Genomic DNA, 18,865 nt, shown 5'->3' with positions numbered 1-18,865 from the left:
CCCGTGGCCCCATGGCATGATGCGGCCATGGCAGGGGTGGGGGCCGGCACCGGCACGGAGGACACGTTCCGCGGCGCGCTTGCGCGGCTGCGCGCGGCGCAGAAGACCAGCAGGGGCGTCTCCCTCTACTCGCGGTACGTCAACCGGCCGGCGGGCCGCGTGTTCGCCGCCGCCGCGCACCGCGCCGGACGCACGCCGAACCAGGTGACGGCCCTCAGCGCCGCCGTCAGCTTCGCCGGGATCGCGGCCCTCGCCCTCCTCCCGCCGTCCTGGCCGCTCGCGCTGGGCGTCTGGGCCGCGCTCGTCCTCGGCTTCGCCCTCGACGCGGCGGACGGCCAGCTCGCGCGGCTGCGCGGGGAGTCGAGCGCGGCGGGCGAGTGGCTCGACCACGCCGTGGACTGCGCGAAGATCACCGCGCTGCACACCGCCGTCCTCATCACCTTCCACCAGCACTTCGCGCTGCCGGGCGAGGGCTGGCTGCTGGTGCCGCCGGTCTTCCAACTGGCCGCGGTGATGATCTTCTTCGGCGGGCTGCTCACCGACAAGCTCAAGCCGCGCCCCGCGGCGCCCCCCACCGCGCCCGCCGCCCCGCCCTCGCGGGTGCGCGCCGTCGCGCTGCTGCCCGTGGACTACGGGACGATGTGCGCGCTGTTCCTCCTCCTCGGCGACGAACGGGCGTTCCGTCTCGGGTACGCGCTGCTGGCCGGCGTCTACGTGGTCTTCTTCGCCGCGTTCTCCGTGAAGTGGTTCCGCGAGCTGTCGGCGGCGGGCGCGGCGAGGGCGTCGAGCGCGGCGCGCAGCTGAGTGCTCGACGTGTGCACCGTGTAGGGGAAGTAGACGACTTCGACGCCCACGGTGGCGAAGTCCCGTTCCAGACGCTCCCCCTTGGGGGTGCCGCGCCAGTCGTCGCCCTTGAACAGCACGTCGAAGCGCACCTGCTGCCACGTCTCCAGCTTGTCCGGCACGGTCTCCACGAACGCCGCGTCCACGTACCGCACACTGCGGATGATCTCCAGCCGCTCCACCAGCGGGATCACCGGGCGCCGCCCCTTGGCGAGCGCGGCCATCTCGTCGGAGACCACCCCCGCCACGAGGTAGTCGCAGCGGCTCCTGGCATGGCGCAGAATGTTCAGGTGCCCGACGTGGAAGAGGTCGTAGACCCCCGGCGCATAGCCGACGGTGTGTAACGGGGCTCCCGCCCCACGGGACTGCTGCATGACGCCCGAACCCCCCACTGGCCCGTCGTGACGGCTGGCGATCCACCATAGCCGGGACCGCTCGCCCCGCGCGGTCGAATGCTGACATGGCGTGCAACTCTGCGGATAGGCTTGATACTTGACGTGGTCAGGGGGACCCACCAGGGGGAGGCAACTCACCGTGCGCGACACCACCGAGCGCGACACCACCGGGCCTGAACCGGGACGACCCGCCGCCGCCACCGCCCGCCGGAAAGGCGAACGGCTGCTGCTCGTCTCCACCAACTACGCGCCCGAGCAGGCCGGCATCGGCCCGTACGCCACCCAGCTCGCCGAACACCTCGCCACCGCACGGCACTCCGAGGTCCACGTCCTCGCCGGGATGCCCCACTACCCCGCCTGGCGCATCGACCCCGCCTGGGCCGGCCGCTGGCGCGCCGTCGAGGAGCGCGTCGGGGTGCTCGTGCACCGCAGGCGCCACACCGTCCCGTTACGCCAGACCGCCGCCCGGCGCGCGCTGTACGAGGCGACGATTCTCGCCCACGGCCTGCTCGCCCCGCCCCGCATGGCGCGCCCCGACGCGGTGCTCGCCCAGATGCCCAGCCTCGCCGGGGGCGTCCTGGCCGCACGCCTCGCGCGGCGGCACGGCGTCCCGTTCCTCCCCGTCGTCCAGGACCTGATGGGCGCCGCGGCGGCCCAGAGCGGCATCAGCGGCGGCGGCCGCGCCGCGGGCGGCGCGGCGGCGGCCGAACGCCGCGTCCTGCGCGCCGCCACCCTCGTCGGCATCATCCACGAGAGCTTCCGCGCCCGCGTCGAGGCGCTCGGCGTGCCGCCGGAGCGCGTCCGCCTCGTCCCCAACTGGGCGCACCTGCCCGTCCCTTCGCCCGACCCCGCCGCCCGGCGCGCCACCCGCGCCCGCCTCGGCTGGGACACCGGCCGCCCCGTGCTGCTCCACTCCGGCAACATGGGCCTCAAGCAGGGCCTCGACGTCCTCGTGGAGACGGCCCGCGTCGCGCCCGACCTGCGCGTCGTCCTCATGGGCGACGGCAGCCGCCGCGCCCACCTCGCCGCGCTCGCCGCCGCCGTCCCGAACGCCGAACTCCTGCCGCCCGCAGTGGAGTCGGACTTCCCGGCGGTGCTGGCCGCCGCCGACGTCCTGGTCGTCACGCAGCGCGCCGCCGTCCTCGACATGAGCGTCCCGTCCAAGCTGACCTCGTACTTCACCGCCGGACGCCCCGTGATCGCCTCCGTCGCGCCCACGGGCGGCACCGCCGACGAGGTGCGCCGTTCCGGCGGCGGGCTGCTCGTCACACCGGAGGACCCCGCCCAACTGGCCGCCGCCGCACGCGAACTGGCCGCCGACCCGGCCCGCGCCGACGCCCTCGGCGCGCGCGGCGCCGCGTACGCCCGCACCCACCTGTCGCGCGCCGCCGGGCTGCGCCGGATCACCGACGCCCTCGACGAGGCACTGGCACTCGCGGCCCCCGTGCGCGAAGCTCTGGGTCCCGCCACACGAAGGGGAGCCCCCGCATGAGCGCAGCGCGCGAGGACGTACGGGGGCACACCACCCCGTACGACGAACCCGACCTGCTGCGCGACCAGTTCAGGCAACTGCTGCGCTACCGGCTGCTGATCGTCTGCGGCATCCTGCTCGGCCTCGCCGGCGGCGGCTGGCTCGGACTGAGCGCCAACGAGACGTACATCGCCACCGCCGAGATCACCGTGCGCGTGCCGACCACCGACCCGTTCGCCGCCGCCGTGTCCGTCGACCGCGTCGCCATGGGCTCCGAACGCCGCACCGCCGCCAGCGACATCGTCGCCCACCGCGCCGCCGAGGCCCTGGGCCGCCCCGACAGCGTCCAGCAGCTCAAGTCCGGTCTCCAGGTGACCAACCCGCCCAACACCGAGGTCCTCCGCTTCGCCTACTCGGCCGACGACCCCGCCGCCGCAGCCGAGCGCGCCAACGCGTTCGTGCAGGCCTACCTCGACAACCGGCAGGCGGACGCGGACCGCACCGTCGCGCACTCCATCGAGTCCCTCGAAGGCCGCCGCGCCCCCCTCCTCACCCGCCGCGACGAGCTCCAGGCCGAGCTGGACGACCTCCTCGAAGGCAGCACGACGTACGACAGCGCCATCGCCGACCTGTCCACCGTCACCGGGCAGATCTCCGAGATCAACGCGTCCGTCGCCGGACTCCAGGCGCTCGACACGACCGGCGGCCGCGTCATCACCGAGGCCACGCCGCCCACCAGCCCCTCAGGCCCGGGGCTGCCCCTGCTCCTCGGCCTCGGCTACGTCGTCGGCATCGGCCTCGGGCTGCTCGCCGCGTGGGTGCGCCTGGTGTTCGACCCGACGGTGCGCTCGCCAGGCGACGTCACGCGGGCCCTGCGCGCCCCGGTCCTCGGCGTCCTGCCACGCACCGGCCGCGGCCACCCCGACCAGCTGCTCGCCGAGGGCAAACTGGCCGAGGAGTACCGGTCGGTGGCGTTCCGGCTGGCCTACGACGAGACGTTCGCGCAGCGCCGCAGGCTGCTGGTCGTCGCGCCGCGCGGCAGCATCGAGACGCCCCTCGCCGCGTCCGTCAACCTCACCGCCGCGTTCGCCGAGATGGGCATGGACGCGCTCCTCGTCGAGGCCGACCTGCGCACCCCGAGCCTCGGCGCGCAGCTGCGCGAGGCGGACGGCGTACGGCCCGGCTGGGCGGGCGGGGGCGACCGCGACGCCGCCCGGGGCGGCGGGCACGCCGGGTGGCCGGGGGAGCGGGTGCCCATCGACGCGGGGGAGTCGGGGATCTTCGACCTCGTACCCGGCAGCCGCGTGCGGAACGTGCCGCGCGCCCTCACCTCGCCCGCCGCGACGCGCCTGATCGGCCACGCCGACACGAAGGGCCGCGTCGTCGTCGTCCTCGCCCCGGCCGTCCTGTCGTACGCCGACGCCATCGCGCTGACCGACCGGGTGGACGGCGTGCTGGTCGTCTGCGACCCGAGCGAGGTCCGCCGCGACGATCTCGCACGGGTGCGCGAACTCGTCGTCGGCGCGGGCGGTATCCTCCTGGGCGCGGTGCTGCACTCCTGGGGCAGCGGCGGCATCGACTTCGGTCCCGAGGACACGGAGGACGGCGAGGGCCTTCCCGGCGGCTACGGCCGCGCCGGGGCGGCCGACGCCGGCCGGCAGCCGCCCGCCCAGCGAGCACGTCCCCGTACCGCGCAGCGCCCGCCCGTGCCCGACTACCGTGACGTCGGCTCGGAAACGCTCGGCCTGCGCGTCCTCGATCCCGCAGAACTGGAAGACGGCAACCCCAGGCAGTGAGCAGACACCAGGACCGACCCCCGCCCTCCGACCCCGCCCCCGACCCTGGCCCCGGCCCCGACCCCGGCGTCCCGCCCGTCCCGGAGACATGGGGCGGGGACGCCGTGCCCCCGCCCAGGCCGCCGGAGGACGGGGGCAGGGGCCGGGCCGCGCGCGGCGCCGCCGCGTCCGTCGCCGACCAGGGCGTCGCGGCCCTCACGAACATCGCCGTCGTCGTCTGCGCCGCCCGGCAGTCCACGGCAGGGGACTTCGCGTCGTTCGCCGTCGTCTACACGGTCTTCACGCTGCTGCTCGGTGCGGCCACCGCGTACGTCGGCCAGGCGCTCGTGCTGCGGCGCGGCACCGACCGCCAGCTCCACCGGCACGCACGGGCGTCGGCCGTCTTCACGCTCGGCGCGTCCGCCGCGCTGGGCGCCGCCCTGGCCCTGGTACCGCTCGCCTTCGGCCGCGACGGCATCCCCGCCGGGCTGACGGCGCTCGGCCTCGTCCTGCCGGTCGTGCTGACGCAGGACTCGCTGCGGTACGCGTTCTCGCTCCTGCGCAAGCCCCATCTCGCCCTGATCGGCGACCTGTTGCGGCTCGCCGTCGCCGTACCCGTCCTCGCCTCGCAGCCGTACGGGACCGGCGCCGACCGCATGGTGATCGCCTGGGGCCTGTCCGCCCTGCCCGCGCTGCTGCTGTCCGCCGCGATCCTCGCCCACCTCACCCGCGGCGCGGTCGGCGCCCGGCCCGCGGCGCTGCTCGACCGGCGCCACCTCGGCCGCCGCTTCGCCGTCGAGTTCGGCGTCGGCAACGCGGCGTCGCAGGTCGCGATCATCCTTCTCGGCGTCGTCGCCAGCCCCCTCGCCGTGGGCGCCCTGCGCGGCACGAGCACGCTCTTCGGGCCGATGAACGTCCTGTTCAACTCCGCCACCGGCTTCGGCCCGCCCCTCCTGCACCGCGCCCCAGGACCACACCGGCAGGCGCGCGCCGCCGCCCTCGCCGGAGCGGCCCTCGCCGCGTCCGCCGCCGTCTGGGCCGCCGTGCTCCTGCTGCTCCCCGCCTCGGCCGGCCGCGCGCTGCTCGGCGACACCTGGTCGGCGGCCGAGGACCTGCTGCCCGCGACCGGCAGCCAGTACGCGTTCATGGCCTTCGGGACGTGCGGGCTGCTGCTCCTGCGCGTCCTCAGCCCGCGCGCGACGCTGCCGGTGCAGATCGTCTTCTCGGCGCTGTCCGTCGTGTGCCTGCTCACCGGGTACGCGCTCGGCGGCGTCGCGGGCGCGGCGTGGGGCCTGTGCCTCGGCTCGGCGGCGAAGGCGGGCGCGGTGTGGCTGCGCGCGAGCCTCGAACTCCGCGTCGCCCACCGGCCGTGACGGCGTCCCGGAAGAGGGTGACGCGGGAGAAGGCGCTCGCCTACGTCGTGCACGACGGGCGGCTGCTGGTGTTCCGCCACCTCGGCCACAGCTTCGAGGAGGTCGGCGTCCAGGTCCCGGCGGGCAGCGTCAGGCCGGGGGAGACGCCGGAGGCCGCCGCGCTGCGGGAGGCGCGCGAGGAGACCGGGCTCGACGGCCTCCGCGTCGTCCGCAAGCTCGGGGAGACGACCTACGACATCAGCCCGTACCGCTTCGAGATCCAGCACCGGCACGTCTACCACCTCCGGCTCACCGGGCCGGCCCCCGAGCGGTGGAGGAGCCAGGAGGACCACGACGGCGAAGGGCCGCCCACCCGCTTCGAGTGCTTCTGGGTCCCGCTGGAGGCCGCGCACGTCCTCCAGTCAGGGCAAGGCGCGCTGCTCGGGCGGCTGTTCTGACGCCCGCGCCGTCACCGCAACTGGGCCCGGCCGTCGCCGCGCAGCGTCGTCACCAGCAGCAGGCACAGCACGGCGATCCCGATACGGCCGGACGCCTGGAGCAGTGAACCGCGCAGCAGGATGAAGCTGTACCCGGCCAGCACGGGGACGACCACCGCCAGCACGTTGCCGGGCGACGGGTCGTCCACCGTCCGCCGCACGTACGACCGGTCCACGCGCGCCGCGAGGTAGCCGATGCCGAGGAACGCGGCCGTCATACCCAACGGGCCGAAGTCCAGCCACAGTTCGGCCCACAGCGGCGATGACAGGTTGGCGCTGTTCGTGCCCATCCAGCCGCCGACGAGGAAGCCGGTGTCCTGCGGCTTCGCCTCCCACATCCCGCGCGGCACGAAGAACAGCGCCGCGCCCGCGACCTGGCGGCCGTACGCGTGCCCGTTGCCGTCACCGGCGAACGTGATCGTGTTCGCGAACATGCCGACCTGGTCGTAGTCCTTGATGACCAGCGGCTCCAGCAGCGCGTCCGACTCGACCGGCCGCCGCCCCTCCTCGTCGTACCGGAACCGGTCGGTGAACGGGAACACCAGCAGCGCGATCGCCACCCCCAGCGCCAGCGCCGCCCGGTACATCACCGGACTGCGCGGGAACACCGTGAACAGCAGCGCGAACAGCACCGTCAGGAACCAGTAACGCGGGTTCGACACCGGGTTGTTGACGATCCCGTTGACCACCAGCAGGCCCGCCCACGGCAGCACCACGGACGGCCGCCGCCTGGCCGCCCGCGAGGTCACCAGCCAGCGCGTCATCAGCAGCAGCGCCAGGAGCGCCGGGACCGTCCCGAAGCCGCGCAGCAGCGCGTTCCCCGCCTCGCCCGCCTCGTCCCCGGCCCCGCCCGCCGTCGCCTGGTCGAGCCCGGCGCTGATCTCCTGCCTGCTGGTGAAGAAGATGGCCGGCCCGCCCAGCCGGACGATCAGCAGCGCGCTCGCCACGTACGCCAGCGCCACCAGCACGTACAGCCGCGTCCGGTGCACCGTCGCCGCCGGACGCCGCCCACGGCGGAACGACGGCCGGTGCCGCGCCAGCACCGCCCCGACATCGAAAGCCACCATCCCGCACAGCACCAGCGCCGTCGCCAGCTCCACGTCACCACGCGGCCCGAGCACGGGCGTCGGCTCACGCCCCAGCACGCTCTGCGCCAGCGGCGCGATGCCCATCGCCAGGTAGCAGAACAGCCAGAACGCGCCCTGCACCAGCCGCCGCCGCCCTGACAGCACCATCGCGGACAGCCGCACCCCGGCGTAGCAGGCGACGACCAACTGCAACCAGAACGCGGTGTCCCGCATCCCTTCCCCCGGCTGCGCCGCGACCGCGAGCGGCAGCACACCCACAAGGCCGCAGATCAACGGTAAGGACAGCGCACGCGAAAGCCCCGCACGGGGCACCCGCCCCCCGACCTCGACAACCACACGACCACCCCTCCCGACCCCTCCACGGCAGCCTAGGGGACATCTCCATCCTCAACGTATGACCTCCGCCCGTGTCCGAACCCGCGAAGTCCGAACCCACAGGTGAGTGAGCCGATGAACGAAGCACTGACGGAACTTGTCCGACTCGCCCCGCCCGCCGACCCGCCCGGCACGTGGGACTGGACAGGCACCGCCACCGCCCTGGGCGTGGACCGGCTCCCCGGCGACTACACGGCGCTCGCCGACCGGTACGGGGGCGGTCACTTCGACGACTATGTCTGTCTGATGCATCCGGGGTACGGGACGGCGGACTACAACCTGCTCGCCGTGGCGCGGCAGCAGGACGAGGCGTTGCGGGAGCTGTGGAAGTTCGAGGAGAAGCCGCCGCAGCTGGAGGCGGCGGGGAGCCGGGTCGTGCCGTGGGGGATCGCGGAGGACGGGCAGGTGCTGTACTGGCTGGTCGAGCCGGGCCGTGACCCGGACCGCTGGACCGTGCTGGTCAACGAGGGACGCGGTCCCTACTGGGAGCATCACGACGTGGGGTGCGCCGGGTTCCTGGCCTCGCTGCTCGCGGGACGGCGGGAGTCGGAGATTCTGGGCGGACTGCCGGGCCCGGAGCACTGGTTCGCCCCCCTGCCGCCCGCGGGTCGGTAGTCGGTCAGGCCCAACTGAGTTCCCAGTTGTTGATGTCGATGAGCTGCTGCGCGTAGGTGGGGAGGTCGGGGGCCGCTTTCCGGATGGTGGTGGGGGCGACGGCGAAGTGTTCGGCGGCTGTGGTGAGGGCTTCTGCTTCGGTGGTGGGGGGTGCGGCGATGCTCAGGAAGAGTGTCGTGTCGCTCAGGGCCACCACGCGTGCTTCGAAGCGGTCCTCCCAACTGCGCAGGACCGCTGAGTACTTGGCCGTGTCGCTCTCGTGGGGGGAAGGGCCCGCCCAGCCGAGGGCGGTGAGGGTGTCGGCGCTGCGGGGGGCTTCCACCAGGCCGAGGCGCGCCTGGGGGTACTCCTCGGTGAAGATCTCCGCGTACTCGGCGGCCATCACGTCCGCGTCGGAGCGTTCGGCGGGCGCCGGTGTGAGGCCGGGCCAGGCCGGGGCGGCGTCCTCGGCGTCGGAGGCGTGCCGGCGCCACCAGGTGGCCAGCAGCGCGGGCGCGTCGTGGTCGTCCGGCCAGGACATGTCCTCGGGGCGCAGCTCGCCCGTCGCCCAGGGGCGGAAGGCGCCGTTGTCGTCGTCGGCCGAGAGGAGGAGCAGCGGCCACAGCCCGGAGGCGGCGTGCGCGCCGCATATCCGGCCCCACAGGTCGCCGGTGACCGGGCCGTCGCTCAGCCACAGGTGGCGGCGGCTCCCGTGTCCGCCGTCCGAGGCGGTCATCCGGCCGGGCGGGAGGTGGACGCCGGCCGACCGCAGTGACGTGAGATGCACGCACGGATGCTAACGGGCGGGCGTGCGGGGGCGGTTGTGCAGGGCGAAGTCGATGGTGTCCAGCAGCCAGGTCCAGGATGCGTCGGTTTCGTGGGAGCTGCGGCTGAAGCCGCCCGCGGTCTCCAGAGTCACGAAGCCCGCGAGGGCCGCCGTCATGAAGCGGAGGGCGTCCGTCTCGTCCGGTTCCGGGAGGCCGTACGCGCGCAGGACCGCGCGGGCCATGCGGGACTGGCGGAACGCCGCCTCCTCGGCCTCCGCCTCCGCCGCGCCCAGGTCGAAGCGTGCGGCGGTGAACCGGCCGGGGTGCCGTCGCGCGTAGTCGCGGTAGGCGTCGGCGAAGGCACGGAGGGCGTCCCTCCCCGACCGCCCGGCCAGCGCCTCGGCCGCCGCGTCGGCCATCTCCCCGAGCGCCAGCGCCGCCACGCGCGCCTTGAGCTGCCGCGCGTTGCGGATGTACGCGTACAGGCTCGGGTCCTTCACCCCCAGGCGGCGGGCGACGGCGGAGACGGTGAGGCTGTCGAAGCCCTCCTCGTCGGCCAGCTCGGCGGCGGTCCTGGTCAGGTGCTCGGCGGTGAGAGCGGGGCGTGTCACGCGTCCTCCGGCTAAAAGAATAAGTCGTTGGACTAAATATATTAGGCGCGTTAGCCTCGGAAACATGAGACCCCTGACCGAGACGGACATCCGCACGTCGTTCGTCAACTGTTCCAAAGGCGAGGCCAAGCGCCTCGGCCTTCCGGCCGACCTGGACACGACGCCCTGGGACGACCTGGACTTCCTGGGCTGGCGCGACCCCGGCGCACCCGGGCGCGCGTACCTCGTCACCGAGCACGCGAACGGCCTCCTCGGCCTCTCCCTGCGCACGGTCACGGGGGCCGCGCGCGGCTTCACGTCCCGCAGCATGTGCGCGCTGTGCCTGACGACGCACAGCGGCGGTGGCGTCGTGCTGATGTCCGCCCGCCGCACCGGCGGCGCCGGGCGGCAGGGCAACACGGTCGGCCAGTACTTCTGCTCCGACCTGGCCTGCTCGCTCTACATCCGCGGCATCCGCGACACGACGGTCGGCCGGACCCTGGAGGAGACGCTGCCCACCGAGGAGAAGATCGCGCGCACGCTGCGCAACCTCGACACGTTCATCGGCCGCGTGACGGCGTGAGCGGCCCTGGCTGATGATCCCGGGGCCGTCAGGCGTGAGCATGTCCCGCCTCAGGGGGACACCTGACGGTGTCGGCCACGCTCGCCGCCGTCGCGCCCGACGTCTTCGAGAACCGCTGGATCGCCTCCGGCCGCCCCTCCTCCTCGTCCCGCGCCCCCGGCCCGCCGCGGCACTGAACGCGGCGGGCCGGGGGAGGGCGGGGTCAGCAGAGCTTGGTGGAGCCGCCGTTGTTCAGGTTGTAGTCCCAGATCCAGCCGTTGATGTCCGTGGCGGCTAAAGCGAAAGTGTTGCTTTTTGTTGCTTGATTTGGGAAACGGATGGTGAACTGTTTGTTTCCTGGAAGAAGCAACGGCGGTGCCGGGTGAGGGATGTGCTCCGGCACCCATGGGCTACGGCGCGTGGACGATCTGGGTCAGGTTCCCGCAGGTGTCGTCGGACTCGGCCGTGGTGACCGGGCCCGCCTCCCGCGGCTCCCGCGTGAACCGCACGCCGAGCCCGCGCAGCCGTTGGTGCTCGGCCCGCACGTCGGCCACGGCGAACGAGGCGGCCGGGATGCTGTCCTCAAGTGGCTGCCCGCCTGACAAGCCGCGCATGCCGTGGCCGATGAGGTGCGGGTCCCGGCCCCGGCTCGCGCCCGGGTGCTCCGGGCTCTTGGCGCTTCCCGAGGGCGCCGCCGTGGAGACGTACGCGGGTCCAGGAGTCGCCCGCCGATCCGGCCGACGCCACCGCGGGGCGCGGCGTCAGCAGTGGAAGTCGGAGCCGTTGTCGTTCAGGTAGTCGTCCCAGACCCAGCCGCTGTAGTCGGAGCCACCGACATGCACGCGTACGTGGGTCCAGGTGTTGCCCGCGGAGTTGACCGCGTAGCAGTGGTAGTAGATGACATCGCTCTGGATGATGTCCTGGGTGACCGGGCAGCCCGCGTTGGGGCCGGTGTGGATCGGCGCCGACCACTTGGACGACTTGAGGCGTCCGGTGTCGGAGTCCTTGCTGCTCCATGCCGGGTGGGTGCAGGCTTCGGCGCCGGACTCGCCGGCCGTGGCGGCGGGGGCGGCCACGAGGGTGGCGGCCGTGAAGGCCAGGGGGAGGACGGCGGCGGTGAACTTCGTTCGGGCGGACTTCATCGGGCTCCTCGGGGTGCCTGCGGCAAGGTGACCCGGTGACCGGTCACGTCACCTGGGCACACCTGCGCTGCGCGGCGGGCGTCCGGCCGCTGCCTGTGCCGCATGGTGGCAGGGCGTCAGCAGCGGTGGGTGGCGCCGTTGTCGGCCAGGTACTCGTCCCAGACCCAGCCGTTGAAGTCGTAGACGTCGATACGGACACGCACGTGGGTCCAGGAGTTGCCGGACGAGTTGTTGACGAAGCAGTGGTAGTAGACGACGTCGCCGTGGAGGATGTCCGCGGTGATCCGGCAGCCCGCGTTGGGGCCGGTGTGGATCGGCGCGAGGAGTTCGGACGACTTGAGACGTCCGGTGTCGGAATCCTTGTTGCTCCACGCCGGGTGGGTGCAGGTGGCGGACTCTGTCGCCGTGGCGGTGGGAGCCGCCACGAGGCTGGTGGCGGCGAAGGCGAGGGGGAGGACGGCGGCGGCGAGCTTCGTGCGCGATGACTTCATGCGATCCCTCGGAAGCGGTCGGACGACAGGGGCTCTGGCGAGCCGTGTCACTCTAGGGCCGCATGAACCACCCGTCGGCCGCCGCGTGTTGCCCGTTGTTGCCGGTTAGCGGTAACGGCCGTCCGCCCCGTCTTCGCCGTTGTCCGGGGCGAAGATGCGGCGGGCCAGCTCCTCCTCGGACACCCGCCTGATCCCGGGCCGGCGCGGGGGTGGGCACGAGACGGGATCGTACGGTTGCGGTCAGGTGACGGTCAGACCGGCAGCCGCCAGCGCGGCCCTTCCGGCGAGCCGATCCAGACCATCTGCTCGAAAGGGGTGGCGGTCATGCCGAACTCCGTCAGCGCCGGGGCTCCCACGTCCTGCCACAGCAGCAGGGCCCGTTCCACCTGATCCCACAGCGGCAACGGCCCGTGCTGCTGCACCGCCCAACCGTCACCGTCCGGTTCCGTCCATGCCTGTGAGCCGGTCGCCACGTCACGCAGGACGACTCCGGAGCCGGTGGTCATCAACTGGGCCGAGGGCGCCGCGAGCTGGGCGACGAACCGGCCCGCCCAGTTCTCCAGCAGCCCGGGGTCGACACGGGTACGGCGGCGGTCTCCTTCAAGCCGGAAGAAGACGGGTGTCGGGGGCCGTTCGTGGGGGCGGGCGAGCATGTATGTCACGGTGTCCTCGGTGAACCGTCCATGGCCGGTCCCCTCGTCGTCCAGGACGAGGCGGATCATTCCGGAGGCGAGCATCCAGCCGCTGACCGTGGTGGTGATCGATCCACCGCCGTTCAACTGCCAGAACCACGAGGGCGGGATGGTGCGGACGGAACAGGTAGCGATGATCGCGTCATAGTCGGCGTGTTCCGGGCACCCGCGCAGACCGTCCCCGCACGCGAGTGTCGGTGCGTACCCGGCGCTTGCAAGGTGTGCGGCGGCACTTGCCGCGAGGCCAGGGTCGTACTCGATGCTGACGACGTTCCCCGAGCCGAGCCGTTGACACAGGAGCGCGGTGGAGTAGCCCGTCCCGGTGCCCACTTCGAGGACCCGTTGACCTGGGCGGAGCCCGGCGACCTCGGCCGTACGCACCACCAGGGACGGCAGCGTGGCGGAGGAGGTGGGACTGCCGGACACGGGGCCGTCGGCGTCGGTGGCGTCCTTGCCCTCGACCTGGGTGACCCAGGTCCGGTCCGCGTAGGTCATCCGGAGCCATTCGTCCGCACCGATCTCGTCCCTGCGCACAGGCAGCCAATCGGCTCCGGCCGCGCGGAAGGCGGCGGGGCCGAGGAACAGCTCGCGGGGGACGGCCGCGACGGCATCACGCCATGCGGGGTCGAGGGACTGACGCGCGGTGGCGATCTCCTCGGCGAGGGCGTGTCGCAGCGTAACGGGATCAAGATGCATGGCGTCCTCCTGCGTGCTGGAGCTGATCGGCGAGCGACGCGACGATCGCGCCGGTGATCGGTTCGGGGAACCAGGCGAACTGCCCGTTCGGGTTGCACTCGTACAGCCAGATACGGCCGTCCCGCCCCACGCCGAAGTCGAATGCGCCGAAGACGAGCCCGAAGGCATCCATGTACTGCCGCACGCCTTTCCGCACATGCGGCGGGGTTTCGATCAACGAATACGTCAACGAGTCGTAGTGCCGTCGCCAGTCGATCCCGGGCGAGCCCTCGATCCGGACGGTGAACACGTCGTCACCCGCGACCGTCACGCGGAGATCGGCGACCGAGTGCACACGCTTCTGGAACAGATGCATCGTCTGGCTCACGCCGCTGTGCAGCTGGTCGGGCGCGACTTCCTCGACCCACACCGTGAGCGCACGGTTCCCGGCGTCCTGGTAGTCCGTGCTCCGCAGAGGCTTGTAAATGACCGGGCCATGCTCACGCAGGAACTCTCTGACTGCTTTCTCGTCGTTGGTCAGGAGCGTCGGAGGAAAGTCGAGCCCGCAACGAGCGGCGGTGGCGAGCTGGGCGGGCTTGTATTCGGCGTCCCTGTTCCGCCAGGGATGGTTCACGTAGTGGGCCCCGGGCAGCGAAGCGAGAATTCCCCCGAGACCGTAGCGGGCCTCTTCCCTGCACCAGCGGCTGTCCTGCTCCCCCATGCCTGCGGGAGCCGCGTAAGACCGAGGCCGCCGCCAGTAAACGGAACGGATGCCGTCGAGCAGGGCGACGCGCGTCTGTGTCCGCGCGCGCCCCCGCATGCCGTGTTCGTCCAAGCGGGCCGTCACGGTGATGTCCGCGGGGAAGTCCCCCGGGTCCAGCCGTATGACATGGACCCGTCGCCGGTTCAGCTCCTCGATGACGCTGTCGGCGGTCACGTCGTCCGGCCGGGAGACGACGAGGACGGAGCCCTCCGGCGTCAATCCGTGTCGCCTTCCTGGTCGGTCCCCTGGTCCGGAGTGCCGTCCGGACTTGTCTTGGTCGCGGTCTCCTTGCTCGTCTCCGACCTTTTGTGTTTGCCGGTGAGCGGCAGATCCCCGCCGTCCGGGGCGATCCAACGCCCTGTCTGCGTCGCGGGGTCCAGGATGACCTCGACAGAGGGAAGCACTACCGCTTCGGGAAAGGGCCTCATACGAGTCACGCCCCACGGAACCGATCCCATGACCATGTCCTTCTCCATGAACTGCTGACGACTGTGGGGACAGCATGTCACCCCATGGCTACCCGCTGCCAGAAAGAGCCGGCCCCCGGGCGGAACCGGCCGGGGGCCGCCGGACGACGTGGGACCGGGCGTCCGCGTCGTCAGCCATGTGCTGGTCGTGAAGAGCGACTTGCCTTCCCCCGCGTGGGGGTGTCCGTCCGTCCCGCTGCTGCCGGATCGCCCGGGGCACGTTGGTGGGTGGGGCTCAGTCGGCGGCGTGGTCGTTGCCGCTGCCGTTGTCCGGGGCGAAGATGCGGCGGGCCAGCTCCTCCTCGGACACCCGCCTGATCCCGGGCGGCGGGCGGTGTTCGACCTCCCTGGGCCTGGCGGGGTCCTCGTCCAGCCAGGCGAGCAGTCCGCGCTGGAACCAGTACCAGCTCTCGTCCGCCAGCCCCACCAGCCGCCGGATGCCCTGCCGCGTACGGGCGCGCGGTACGTACAGCGCCGCCAGACCGAGGGCGGCGCCCACGGCGGCGACGGCCGGGCCGTTCGTGGCGCCCCGGCGCGGGGACGGGGGATTCGTGCGGTCGCGGTACGGCATCGGCCGTAGTCCTCTCTGTCTGCCGGGCTTCCGGCCCGGACTGCCAACTCGGTCACTCACTCGGGTCGTTGCCGGTATGGACGGGTCCGGGTCGTCCCCGTCCACCACCCGTTGCCAGCGGCGGCCGATGACGGTGCGGGGCGTACGGTGCGGCCGGTCCCGGCGCGGCCGGACACCCCGGGGCTCCGGGGCCCCGGGGGTGACGTACAGCGGTACGGCGCGCCCGTCGCCGTCGAGGGGGAGGTGCGCGGTGGCGTCGGTGTGGTCGGCGACCGCCGCGTGCAGCCGTTCCGTGCACGGCCCGCAGGCGTACAGCGGGGCCTCGTCGGGCGGAACGTCGGTGAAGACGGTCCCCAGCCGGACGACCAGCGTGACGCGGTGCCCGCACCACAGCCAGCACGCGCCGACGACCCAGCCGGAACCGTCTCCCGGCACGGGGTACGGGCCGCTTCCCGGATGAACGGTCATACGCCGTCCCCCGGTTCACCGATCGCTCGTGTGATCCACAGGACCAGCGGTGCGCCGCCGAGCCACAGCCCGCCGCCGACGACCGACACGAGCCCGAGGACGAACCCGAGCCGCCCGTACGCCCGCCTCACGCCACGTCCTCCGCCGGGTTGACGGGAACGCTGAACCACATCGTCTTGCCGCCGGTCTCCGGCTCGCAGCCGAAGTCCTGGCACATGGCGCTCAGCATCCAGAGGCCACGGCCGGCCTCGGCGTCCCAGGCGGGTTCCACGAACTTCGGCACACACGGCGAACGGTCCTCCACCAGCACCCTGACCCGCGCGCCGTCGAGCACCGCCGACAGCCGGCAACGGGGGTCGTCCACGTGCCGCACGACGTTCGCGAGGAGTTCGCTGATCCCCATCCGCGCGACCTCGACGGCGGCTTCGGTCACTCCCCACGACCGCAGCACGAGGGCCAGCGTCCACCGCCACGTCTCGATCCCACGAGCAGTGGCGAGTAAGTCCCACGCGTACACGTAGTGCTGTTTCTCGGCGAACCGAACCGGAACCGTCATCACACCTCCCAGGCCACAAGCCCATGACAGGCGACGAGCACAGTTGTACGCATAGTCGCGTTTGCCGCACTCGGCGTTACCTGACTAAAGTGCACCGCGGACGAGGCCGCGTCAAGTCGCCTGCGGAGTCAATTGACAGGCAAGGGACTCGGGTTGACGGCCGTGCGTGGCGAATAGCCTCGAAGCGTCACTGGGTAAGGGGAGGAAGCATGACCAACGGTGCCAGCACGGTGCTCATGTCGCGGGTGACTCTGGGGCGGGCGCTGCGCCGGTTCCGCGATGAGGTGCACTGCGGCACCTTGGCGGAGGTGGCTGATGCGCTGGGCTGCGACGACTCGCTTCTCAGCCGTATCGAGAACGGCAAGCGGCCATGCTCGCAAGAGCTGTTGGGCAAGTTGATGGACCTCTACGGAGTGCCCGCCGACCAGCGTGAAGAACTGGCCCAGCTCCAGGCCGCCTCCACCAGGCGACGTTCACCCTGGTGGGTGAAGTACCGGGAATTCATCACGTCGAGCTACGAGCAGGTCATCGCCTTCGAAGACGCTGCGGAGAGCGTCTTCGAGTGCCAGGTCGGCATCATCCCGGGGCTGTTGCAGACGGAGGACTACGCGCGAGCGGTGACGGAGGTCGGCTTCGCCTCTCTCGGCCCGGATCAGGTGGACGGCCTGGTCGAAGTCCGCATGGTGAGGCAGCGGCGACAGCTGTTCGAGACGGATCAGCCTTTGCAGTGCCACTACATCATTACCGAGGCAGCGCTGAACTTCGCCGTCGGCGGCCGAGCGGCGCACCGTGCGCAGCTTGACCATCTGCTTGATGTCTCCGAGCACCCCGGCGTGCGCCTGCAAGCCATCCCCTACTCCAAGGGCGCAGAAGGCTGCCAGATCGCTGCATTCCGTATTTTTACCTTTCCAGGGGATGTGCCTGACGTCGCCTTCAGCGAGTCAGTCGCTGGTAGCCTGACCATGGACGACCCCCGCGAGCTTCGCCGACTGCACAGGTTGTTCCGGAGTTTGACAGGCTCGGCCTTCTCTCCCGGCGAGACGCGTGATCTGGTGGCACGCATCAAGAACAGGAAAGACTGATGGAAAAGCAGGAGTTGTACACGGTCGACTCCACCACGTTGGTCTGGCAGAAGAGCAGCCTCACGGCGAACAATGGCGAGTGTTTCGAACTCGCTCCCCTTCCTGACGGCGGTGTGGCTGTCCGTGACTCGAAGAACCCTGACCACCCGCATCTGTGCTTCACGGCCGGTGAGTGGGCGGCTTTCAAGGGCGGCATGGCCCTCGGCGACTTCGACAACCTCTGAGGTCTCACTGAATGCAAGGGCTCGCGTGCTGCTGACTCGGTTCGATGTTGTAAGAGGAGTTGGTCGACGTGCCGCGATTCGATGACACTGCTGCTCTCTCCGTCCAGCCCGTGTGGCGCACGAGCAGCTTCACGGTGAGCAATGGCAACTGTGTGGAAGTAGCTCTTGCAGCCGTGCCCGACGTCGCGGTGCGGGACACGAAGGACCGTCTCGCCGGGACGGCTCGCATGTCTCCCGCCGCGTGGACCGCTTTCATCGCGGCGGCGCGCACGGGGATCTTCGACCACACCTCCTGACGCCTGACACCGGCCCTCGCGCCTTCCTGTGCGGGGGCCGTGTGCAACGGCTCTCTGGCGGCGCCGGCGTTGAGGCGGAGGATGATGACGCCATGGACAAGCAGCGTCTCTACGCGATTGCTCCCGCGTCGCTGACCTGGCAAAAGAGCAGCCTCACGGCGGACAACGGCCAGTGCTTCGAACTCGCTTCCCTTCCTGATGGCGGTGTGGCTGTCCGTGACTCGAAGAATCCGGATCACCCGCATCTGTGCTTCACGGCCGGTGAGTGGGCGGCTTTCAGGGGCGGTATGGCCCTCGGCGACTTCGACAACCTCTGACCGGCTTCCTGCTCGGCGTAGCCGAAGCGCCTGGAGCGGATTGCGGCTGATCACCGCATTGGGGACGGTCTACGACATCGGCAAGGTCGCCCCCAGATTCGCCTAAAGGTGAATTGCGGCAGAGGCACGCTCCGCTCTGGCCGTGGCACCGCGCCGACCGCCCGCGCCCACCGTGGTGCCGTCCCTGGCGGACGCACCCGCCGAGGGGCGGTCGGCGTTCCCTAAGCGAGTCGCCATGCCGGAGGGCGGCTACTTACAGCCGGCAGCCGTACTCGTCGCTGTTGAGCTGGATGAGATCCTCGGTGAACGTCGCGACGTTGCGTTCGTCCTCCTCGGCGTCGTCGCCGCCTCCGGCGTAGTAGCGCACATTGACCTCAAGGGACGCGTCGTCGCCGCGCCCGGGGCAGGGGATCTGGACCAGTGAGCCGTTCCGTCCGAGGACGGCCGGTTCGTCGTCGAGGGTTGTCTCGGAACCTGTGAAGCCGTAGGTCGGCTGGAATTCCCGGTACCTCTCGGCCACGGTCGTGTCCATCGTCCGCTGCGTCACCACCGCCGTCAGCACATTCTCGCGATCGACGCGGAACTGGCATGACCACACGACGCCGGCCGCATTGGGCGTGGCTGCGTCCCGCTGTTCAAGGTCGTCGCCATCGGGCAGCAGGGGGTCGAGCGACGAAGGTGCCGTCAGCCCGCACATCGCCTCCGGGGCGGCGTACGAGGCGGGATCTCGGATCAGCTCGACTCCCGCGTACGCCACGACTCCGAGCCCGACTACGCCCAGGGCGTAGCCCACAGCCTTCTTCAACGCGCTC

The 18,865-nt window shown here is 71.8% G+C and carries 25 protein-coding genes and 1 pseudogene; 11 read left to right on the top strand and 15 right to left on the bottom strand.

What is annotated here, in order from left to right; all coding sequences use genetic code 11:
• The first annotated feature begins 27 nt into the window (after nt 1-27).
• Nucleotides 28-804, top strand: coding sequence for a CDP-alcohol phosphatidyltransferase family protein (locus ACL02R_RS03675; RefSeq protein ID WP_412795374.1), 777 nt, complete (start codon nt 28-30; stop codon nt 802-804).
• On the opposite strand, the gene ACL02R_RS03670 is transcribed toward ACL02R_RS03675, so the two are convergent.
• The gene (locus ACL02R_RS03670) at nt 711-1,217 is read right to left on the bottom strand and encodes an adenylyltransferase/cytidyltransferase family protein (RefSeq protein WP_412795373.1); all 507 of its coding nucleotides are present in this window, start codon (nt 1,215-1,217) and stop codon (nt 711-713) included. The two genes, ACL02R_RS03675 and ACL02R_RS03670, sit on opposite strands and share 94 nt — an antisense overlap.
• A 247-nt stretch (nt 1,218-1,464) precedes the next feature.
• On the opposite strand from ACL02R_RS03670, the gene ACL02R_RS03665 reads away from it, so the two are divergent.
• The 4 genes from ACL02R_RS03665 to ACL02R_RS03650 are packed head-to-tail and all read left to right on the top strand — an operon-like array spanning nt 1,465 to nt 6,294.
• A complete protein-coding gene (locus ACL02R_RS03665) occupies nt 1,465-2,730 on the top strand; it encodes a glycosyltransferase (RefSeq protein ID WP_412795432.1) in 1,266 nt (421 codons plus the stop codon).
• Entirely contained in the window at nt 2,727-4,505 is a 1,779-nt protein-coding gene (locus tag ACL02R_RS03660; protein WP_412795372.1) for a lipopolysaccharide biosynthesis protein, read from the top strand. Before ACL02R_RS03665 ends, ACL02R_RS03660 begins: the two co-directional genes overlap by 4 nt.
• Nucleotides 4,502-5,857 (top strand): hypothetical protein, encoded by a 1,356-nt coding sequence (locus ACL02R_RS03655; protein ID WP_412795371.1) that lies wholly within the window; start codon nt 4,502-4,504, stop codon nt 5,855-5,857. Before ACL02R_RS03660 ends, ACL02R_RS03655 begins: the two co-directional genes overlap by 4 nt.
• 17 nt (nt 5,858-5,874) lie before the next feature.
• Complete coding sequence (locus ACL02R_RS03650; protein ID WP_412795370.1) at nt 5,875-6,294, top strand: NUDIX hydrolase; 420 nt, start codon at nt 5,875-5,877, stop codon at nt 6,292-6,294.
• A gap of 11 nt (nt 6,295-6,305) precedes the next feature.
• Here the strand turns inward: ACL02R_RS03650 and ACL02R_RS03645 are convergent, their stop codons facing one another.
• On the bottom strand, nt 6,306-7,679 hold the full coding sequence (locus ACL02R_RS03645) for a hypothetical protein (protein WP_412795369.1): 1,374 nt from the start codon (nt 7,677-7,679) through the stop codon (nt 6,306-6,308).
• A 192-nt stretch (nt 7,680-7,871) separates the two neighbouring features.
• On the opposite strand from ACL02R_RS03645, the gene ACL02R_RS03640 reads away from it, so the two are divergent.
• Complete coding sequence (locus ACL02R_RS03640; RefSeq protein ID WP_412795368.1) at nt 7,872-8,411, top strand: SMI1/KNR4 family protein; 540 nt, start codon at nt 7,872-7,874, stop codon at nt 8,409-8,411.
• 4 nt (nt 8,412-8,415) lie between these two features.
• Here the strand turns inward: ACL02R_RS03640 and ACL02R_RS03635 are convergent, their stop codons facing one another.
• The gene (locus tag ACL02R_RS03635; RefSeq protein WP_412795367.1) at nt 8,416-9,177 is read right to left on the bottom strand and encodes a DUF4253 domain-containing protein; all 762 of its coding nucleotides are present in this window, start codon (nt 9,175-9,177) and stop codon (nt 8,416-8,418) included.
• A 9-nt stretch (nt 9,178-9,186) separates the two neighbouring features.
• Complete coding sequence (locus ACL02R_RS03630) at nt 9,187-9,768, bottom strand: TetR/AcrR family transcriptional regulator (protein WP_412795366.1); 582 nt, start codon at nt 9,766-9,768, stop codon at nt 9,187-9,189.
• 64 nt (nt 9,769-9,832) lie between these two features.
• On the opposite strand from ACL02R_RS03630, the gene ACL02R_RS03625 reads away from it, so the two are divergent.
• On the top strand, nt 9,833-10,330 hold the full coding sequence (locus tag ACL02R_RS03625) for an FBP domain-containing protein (protein WP_412795365.1): 498 nt from the start codon (nt 9,833-9,835) through the stop codon (nt 10,328-10,330).
• A gap of 202 nt (nt 10,331-10,532) precedes the next feature.
• On the opposite strand, the gene ACL02R_RS03620 is transcribed toward ACL02R_RS03625, so the two are convergent.
• From ACL02R_RS03620 to ACL02R_RS03575, 10 genes and pseudogenes are all read right to left on the bottom strand, one after another.
• Nucleotides 10,533-10,712, bottom strand: a complete 180-nt coding sequence (locus ACL02R_RS03620; protein ID WP_412795364.1) for a hypothetical protein — start codon at nt 10,710-10,712, stop codon at nt 10,533-10,535.
• Nucleotides 10,713-10,719: 7 nt separating this feature from the next.
• Nucleotides 10,720-10,896: pseudogene (locus ACL02R_RS03615) on the bottom strand (VOC family protein); the annotation flags it as partial.
• A 174-nt stretch (nt 10,897-11,070) separates the two neighbouring features.
• Complete coding sequence (locus ACL02R_RS03610) at nt 11,071-11,451, bottom strand: SH3 domain-containing protein (protein ID WP_412795363.1); 381 nt, start codon at nt 11,449-11,451, stop codon at nt 11,071-11,073.
• Between the two features lie 116 nt (nt 11,452-11,567).
• The gene (locus ACL02R_RS03605; protein WP_412795362.1) at nt 11,568-11,942 is read right to left on the bottom strand and encodes an SH3 domain-containing protein; all 375 of its coding nucleotides are present in this window, start codon (nt 11,940-11,942) and stop codon (nt 11,568-11,570) included.
• A gap of 251 nt (nt 11,943-12,193) precedes the next feature.
• Nucleotides 12,194-13,330: an ATP-grasp peptide maturase system methyltransferase gene (tgmC, locus tag ACL02R_RS03600; protein ID WP_412795361.1), complete on the bottom strand. Its 1,137-nt coding sequence runs from the start codon at nt 13,328-13,330 to the stop codon at nt 12,194-12,196.
• Nucleotides 13,320-14,291, bottom strand: a complete 972-nt coding sequence (gene tgmB, locus ACL02R_RS03595; protein ID WP_412795360.1) for an ATP-grasp ribosomal peptide maturase — start codon at nt 14,289-14,291, stop codon at nt 13,320-13,322. The genes tgmC and tgmB overlap by 11 nt, the downstream gene beginning before the upstream one ends.
• Entirely contained in the window at nt 14,288-14,500 is a 213-nt protein-coding gene (locus ACL02R_RS03590; protein ID WP_412795431.1) for a putative ATP-grasp-modified RiPP, read from the bottom strand. The genes tgmB and ACL02R_RS03590 overlap by 4 nt, the downstream gene beginning before the upstream one ends.
• A gap of 274 nt (nt 14,501-14,774) precedes the next feature.
• Nucleotides 14,775-15,578: a hypothetical protein gene (locus ACL02R_RS03585; RefSeq protein WP_412795359.1), complete on the bottom strand. Its 804-nt coding sequence runs from the start codon at nt 15,576-15,578 to the stop codon at nt 14,775-14,777.
• Nucleotides 15,575-15,709 carry a hypothetical protein gene (locus ACL02R_RS03580; protein WP_412795358.1) on the bottom strand — a complete coding sequence of 45 codons (135 nt, stop codon included), beginning with the start codon at nt 15,707-15,709 and terminating at the stop codon, nt 15,575-15,577. Before ACL02R_RS03580 ends, ACL02R_RS03585 begins: the two co-directional genes overlap by 4 nt.
• Nucleotides 15,706-16,134, bottom strand: a complete 429-nt coding sequence (locus ACL02R_RS03575) for an ATP-binding protein (RefSeq protein WP_412795357.1) — start codon at nt 16,132-16,134, stop codon at nt 15,706-15,708. The genes ACL02R_RS03580 and ACL02R_RS03575 overlap by 4 nt, the downstream gene beginning before the upstream one ends.
• Nucleotides 16,135-16,343: 209 nt before the next feature.
• On the opposite strand from ACL02R_RS03575, the gene ACL02R_RS03570 reads away from it, so the two are divergent.
• The 4 genes from ACL02R_RS03570 (at nt 16,344) to ACL02R_RS03555 (ending at nt 18,053) form a co-directional block, all read left to right on the top strand.
• Nucleotides 16,344-17,216 (top strand): helix-turn-helix domain-containing protein, encoded by an 873-nt coding sequence (locus tag ACL02R_RS03570; protein WP_412795356.1) that lies wholly within the window; start codon nt 16,344-16,346, stop codon nt 17,214-17,216.
• A complete protein-coding gene (locus tag ACL02R_RS03565) occupies nt 17,216-17,440 on the top strand; it encodes a DUF397 domain-containing protein (RefSeq protein WP_412795355.1) in 225 nt (74 codons plus the stop codon). The genes ACL02R_RS03570 and ACL02R_RS03565 overlap by 1 nt, the downstream gene beginning before the upstream one ends.
• A 68-nt stretch (nt 17,441-17,508) precedes the next feature.
• A complete protein-coding gene (locus ACL02R_RS03560) occupies nt 17,509-17,736 on the top strand; it encodes a DUF397 domain-containing protein (protein WP_412795354.1) in 228 nt (75 codons plus the stop codon).
• 92 nt (nt 17,737-17,828) lie between these two features.
• Nucleotides 17,829-18,053 (top strand): DUF397 domain-containing protein, encoded by a 225-nt coding sequence (locus ACL02R_RS03555; RefSeq protein WP_412795353.1) that lies wholly within the window; start codon nt 17,829-17,831, stop codon nt 18,051-18,053.
• A gap of 253 nt (nt 18,054-18,306) precedes the next feature.
• On the opposite strand, the gene ACL02R_RS03550 is transcribed toward ACL02R_RS03555, so the two are convergent.
• Nucleotides 18,307-18,858, bottom strand: coding sequence for a hypothetical protein (locus tag ACL02R_RS03550; protein ID WP_412795352.1), 552 nt, complete (start codon nt 18,856-18,858; stop codon nt 18,307-18,309).
• Nucleotides 18,859-18,865: the final 7 nt, after the last annotated feature.

The organism is Streptomyces sp. MS19 (assembly GCF_047200595.1).
GTDB lineage: Bacteria > Actinomycetota > Actinomycetes > Streptomycetales > Streptomycetaceae > Streptomyces.
Note: the sequence above shows the minus strand (reverse complement) of the source record. Positions and strands in the feature narration are given on the sequence as shown.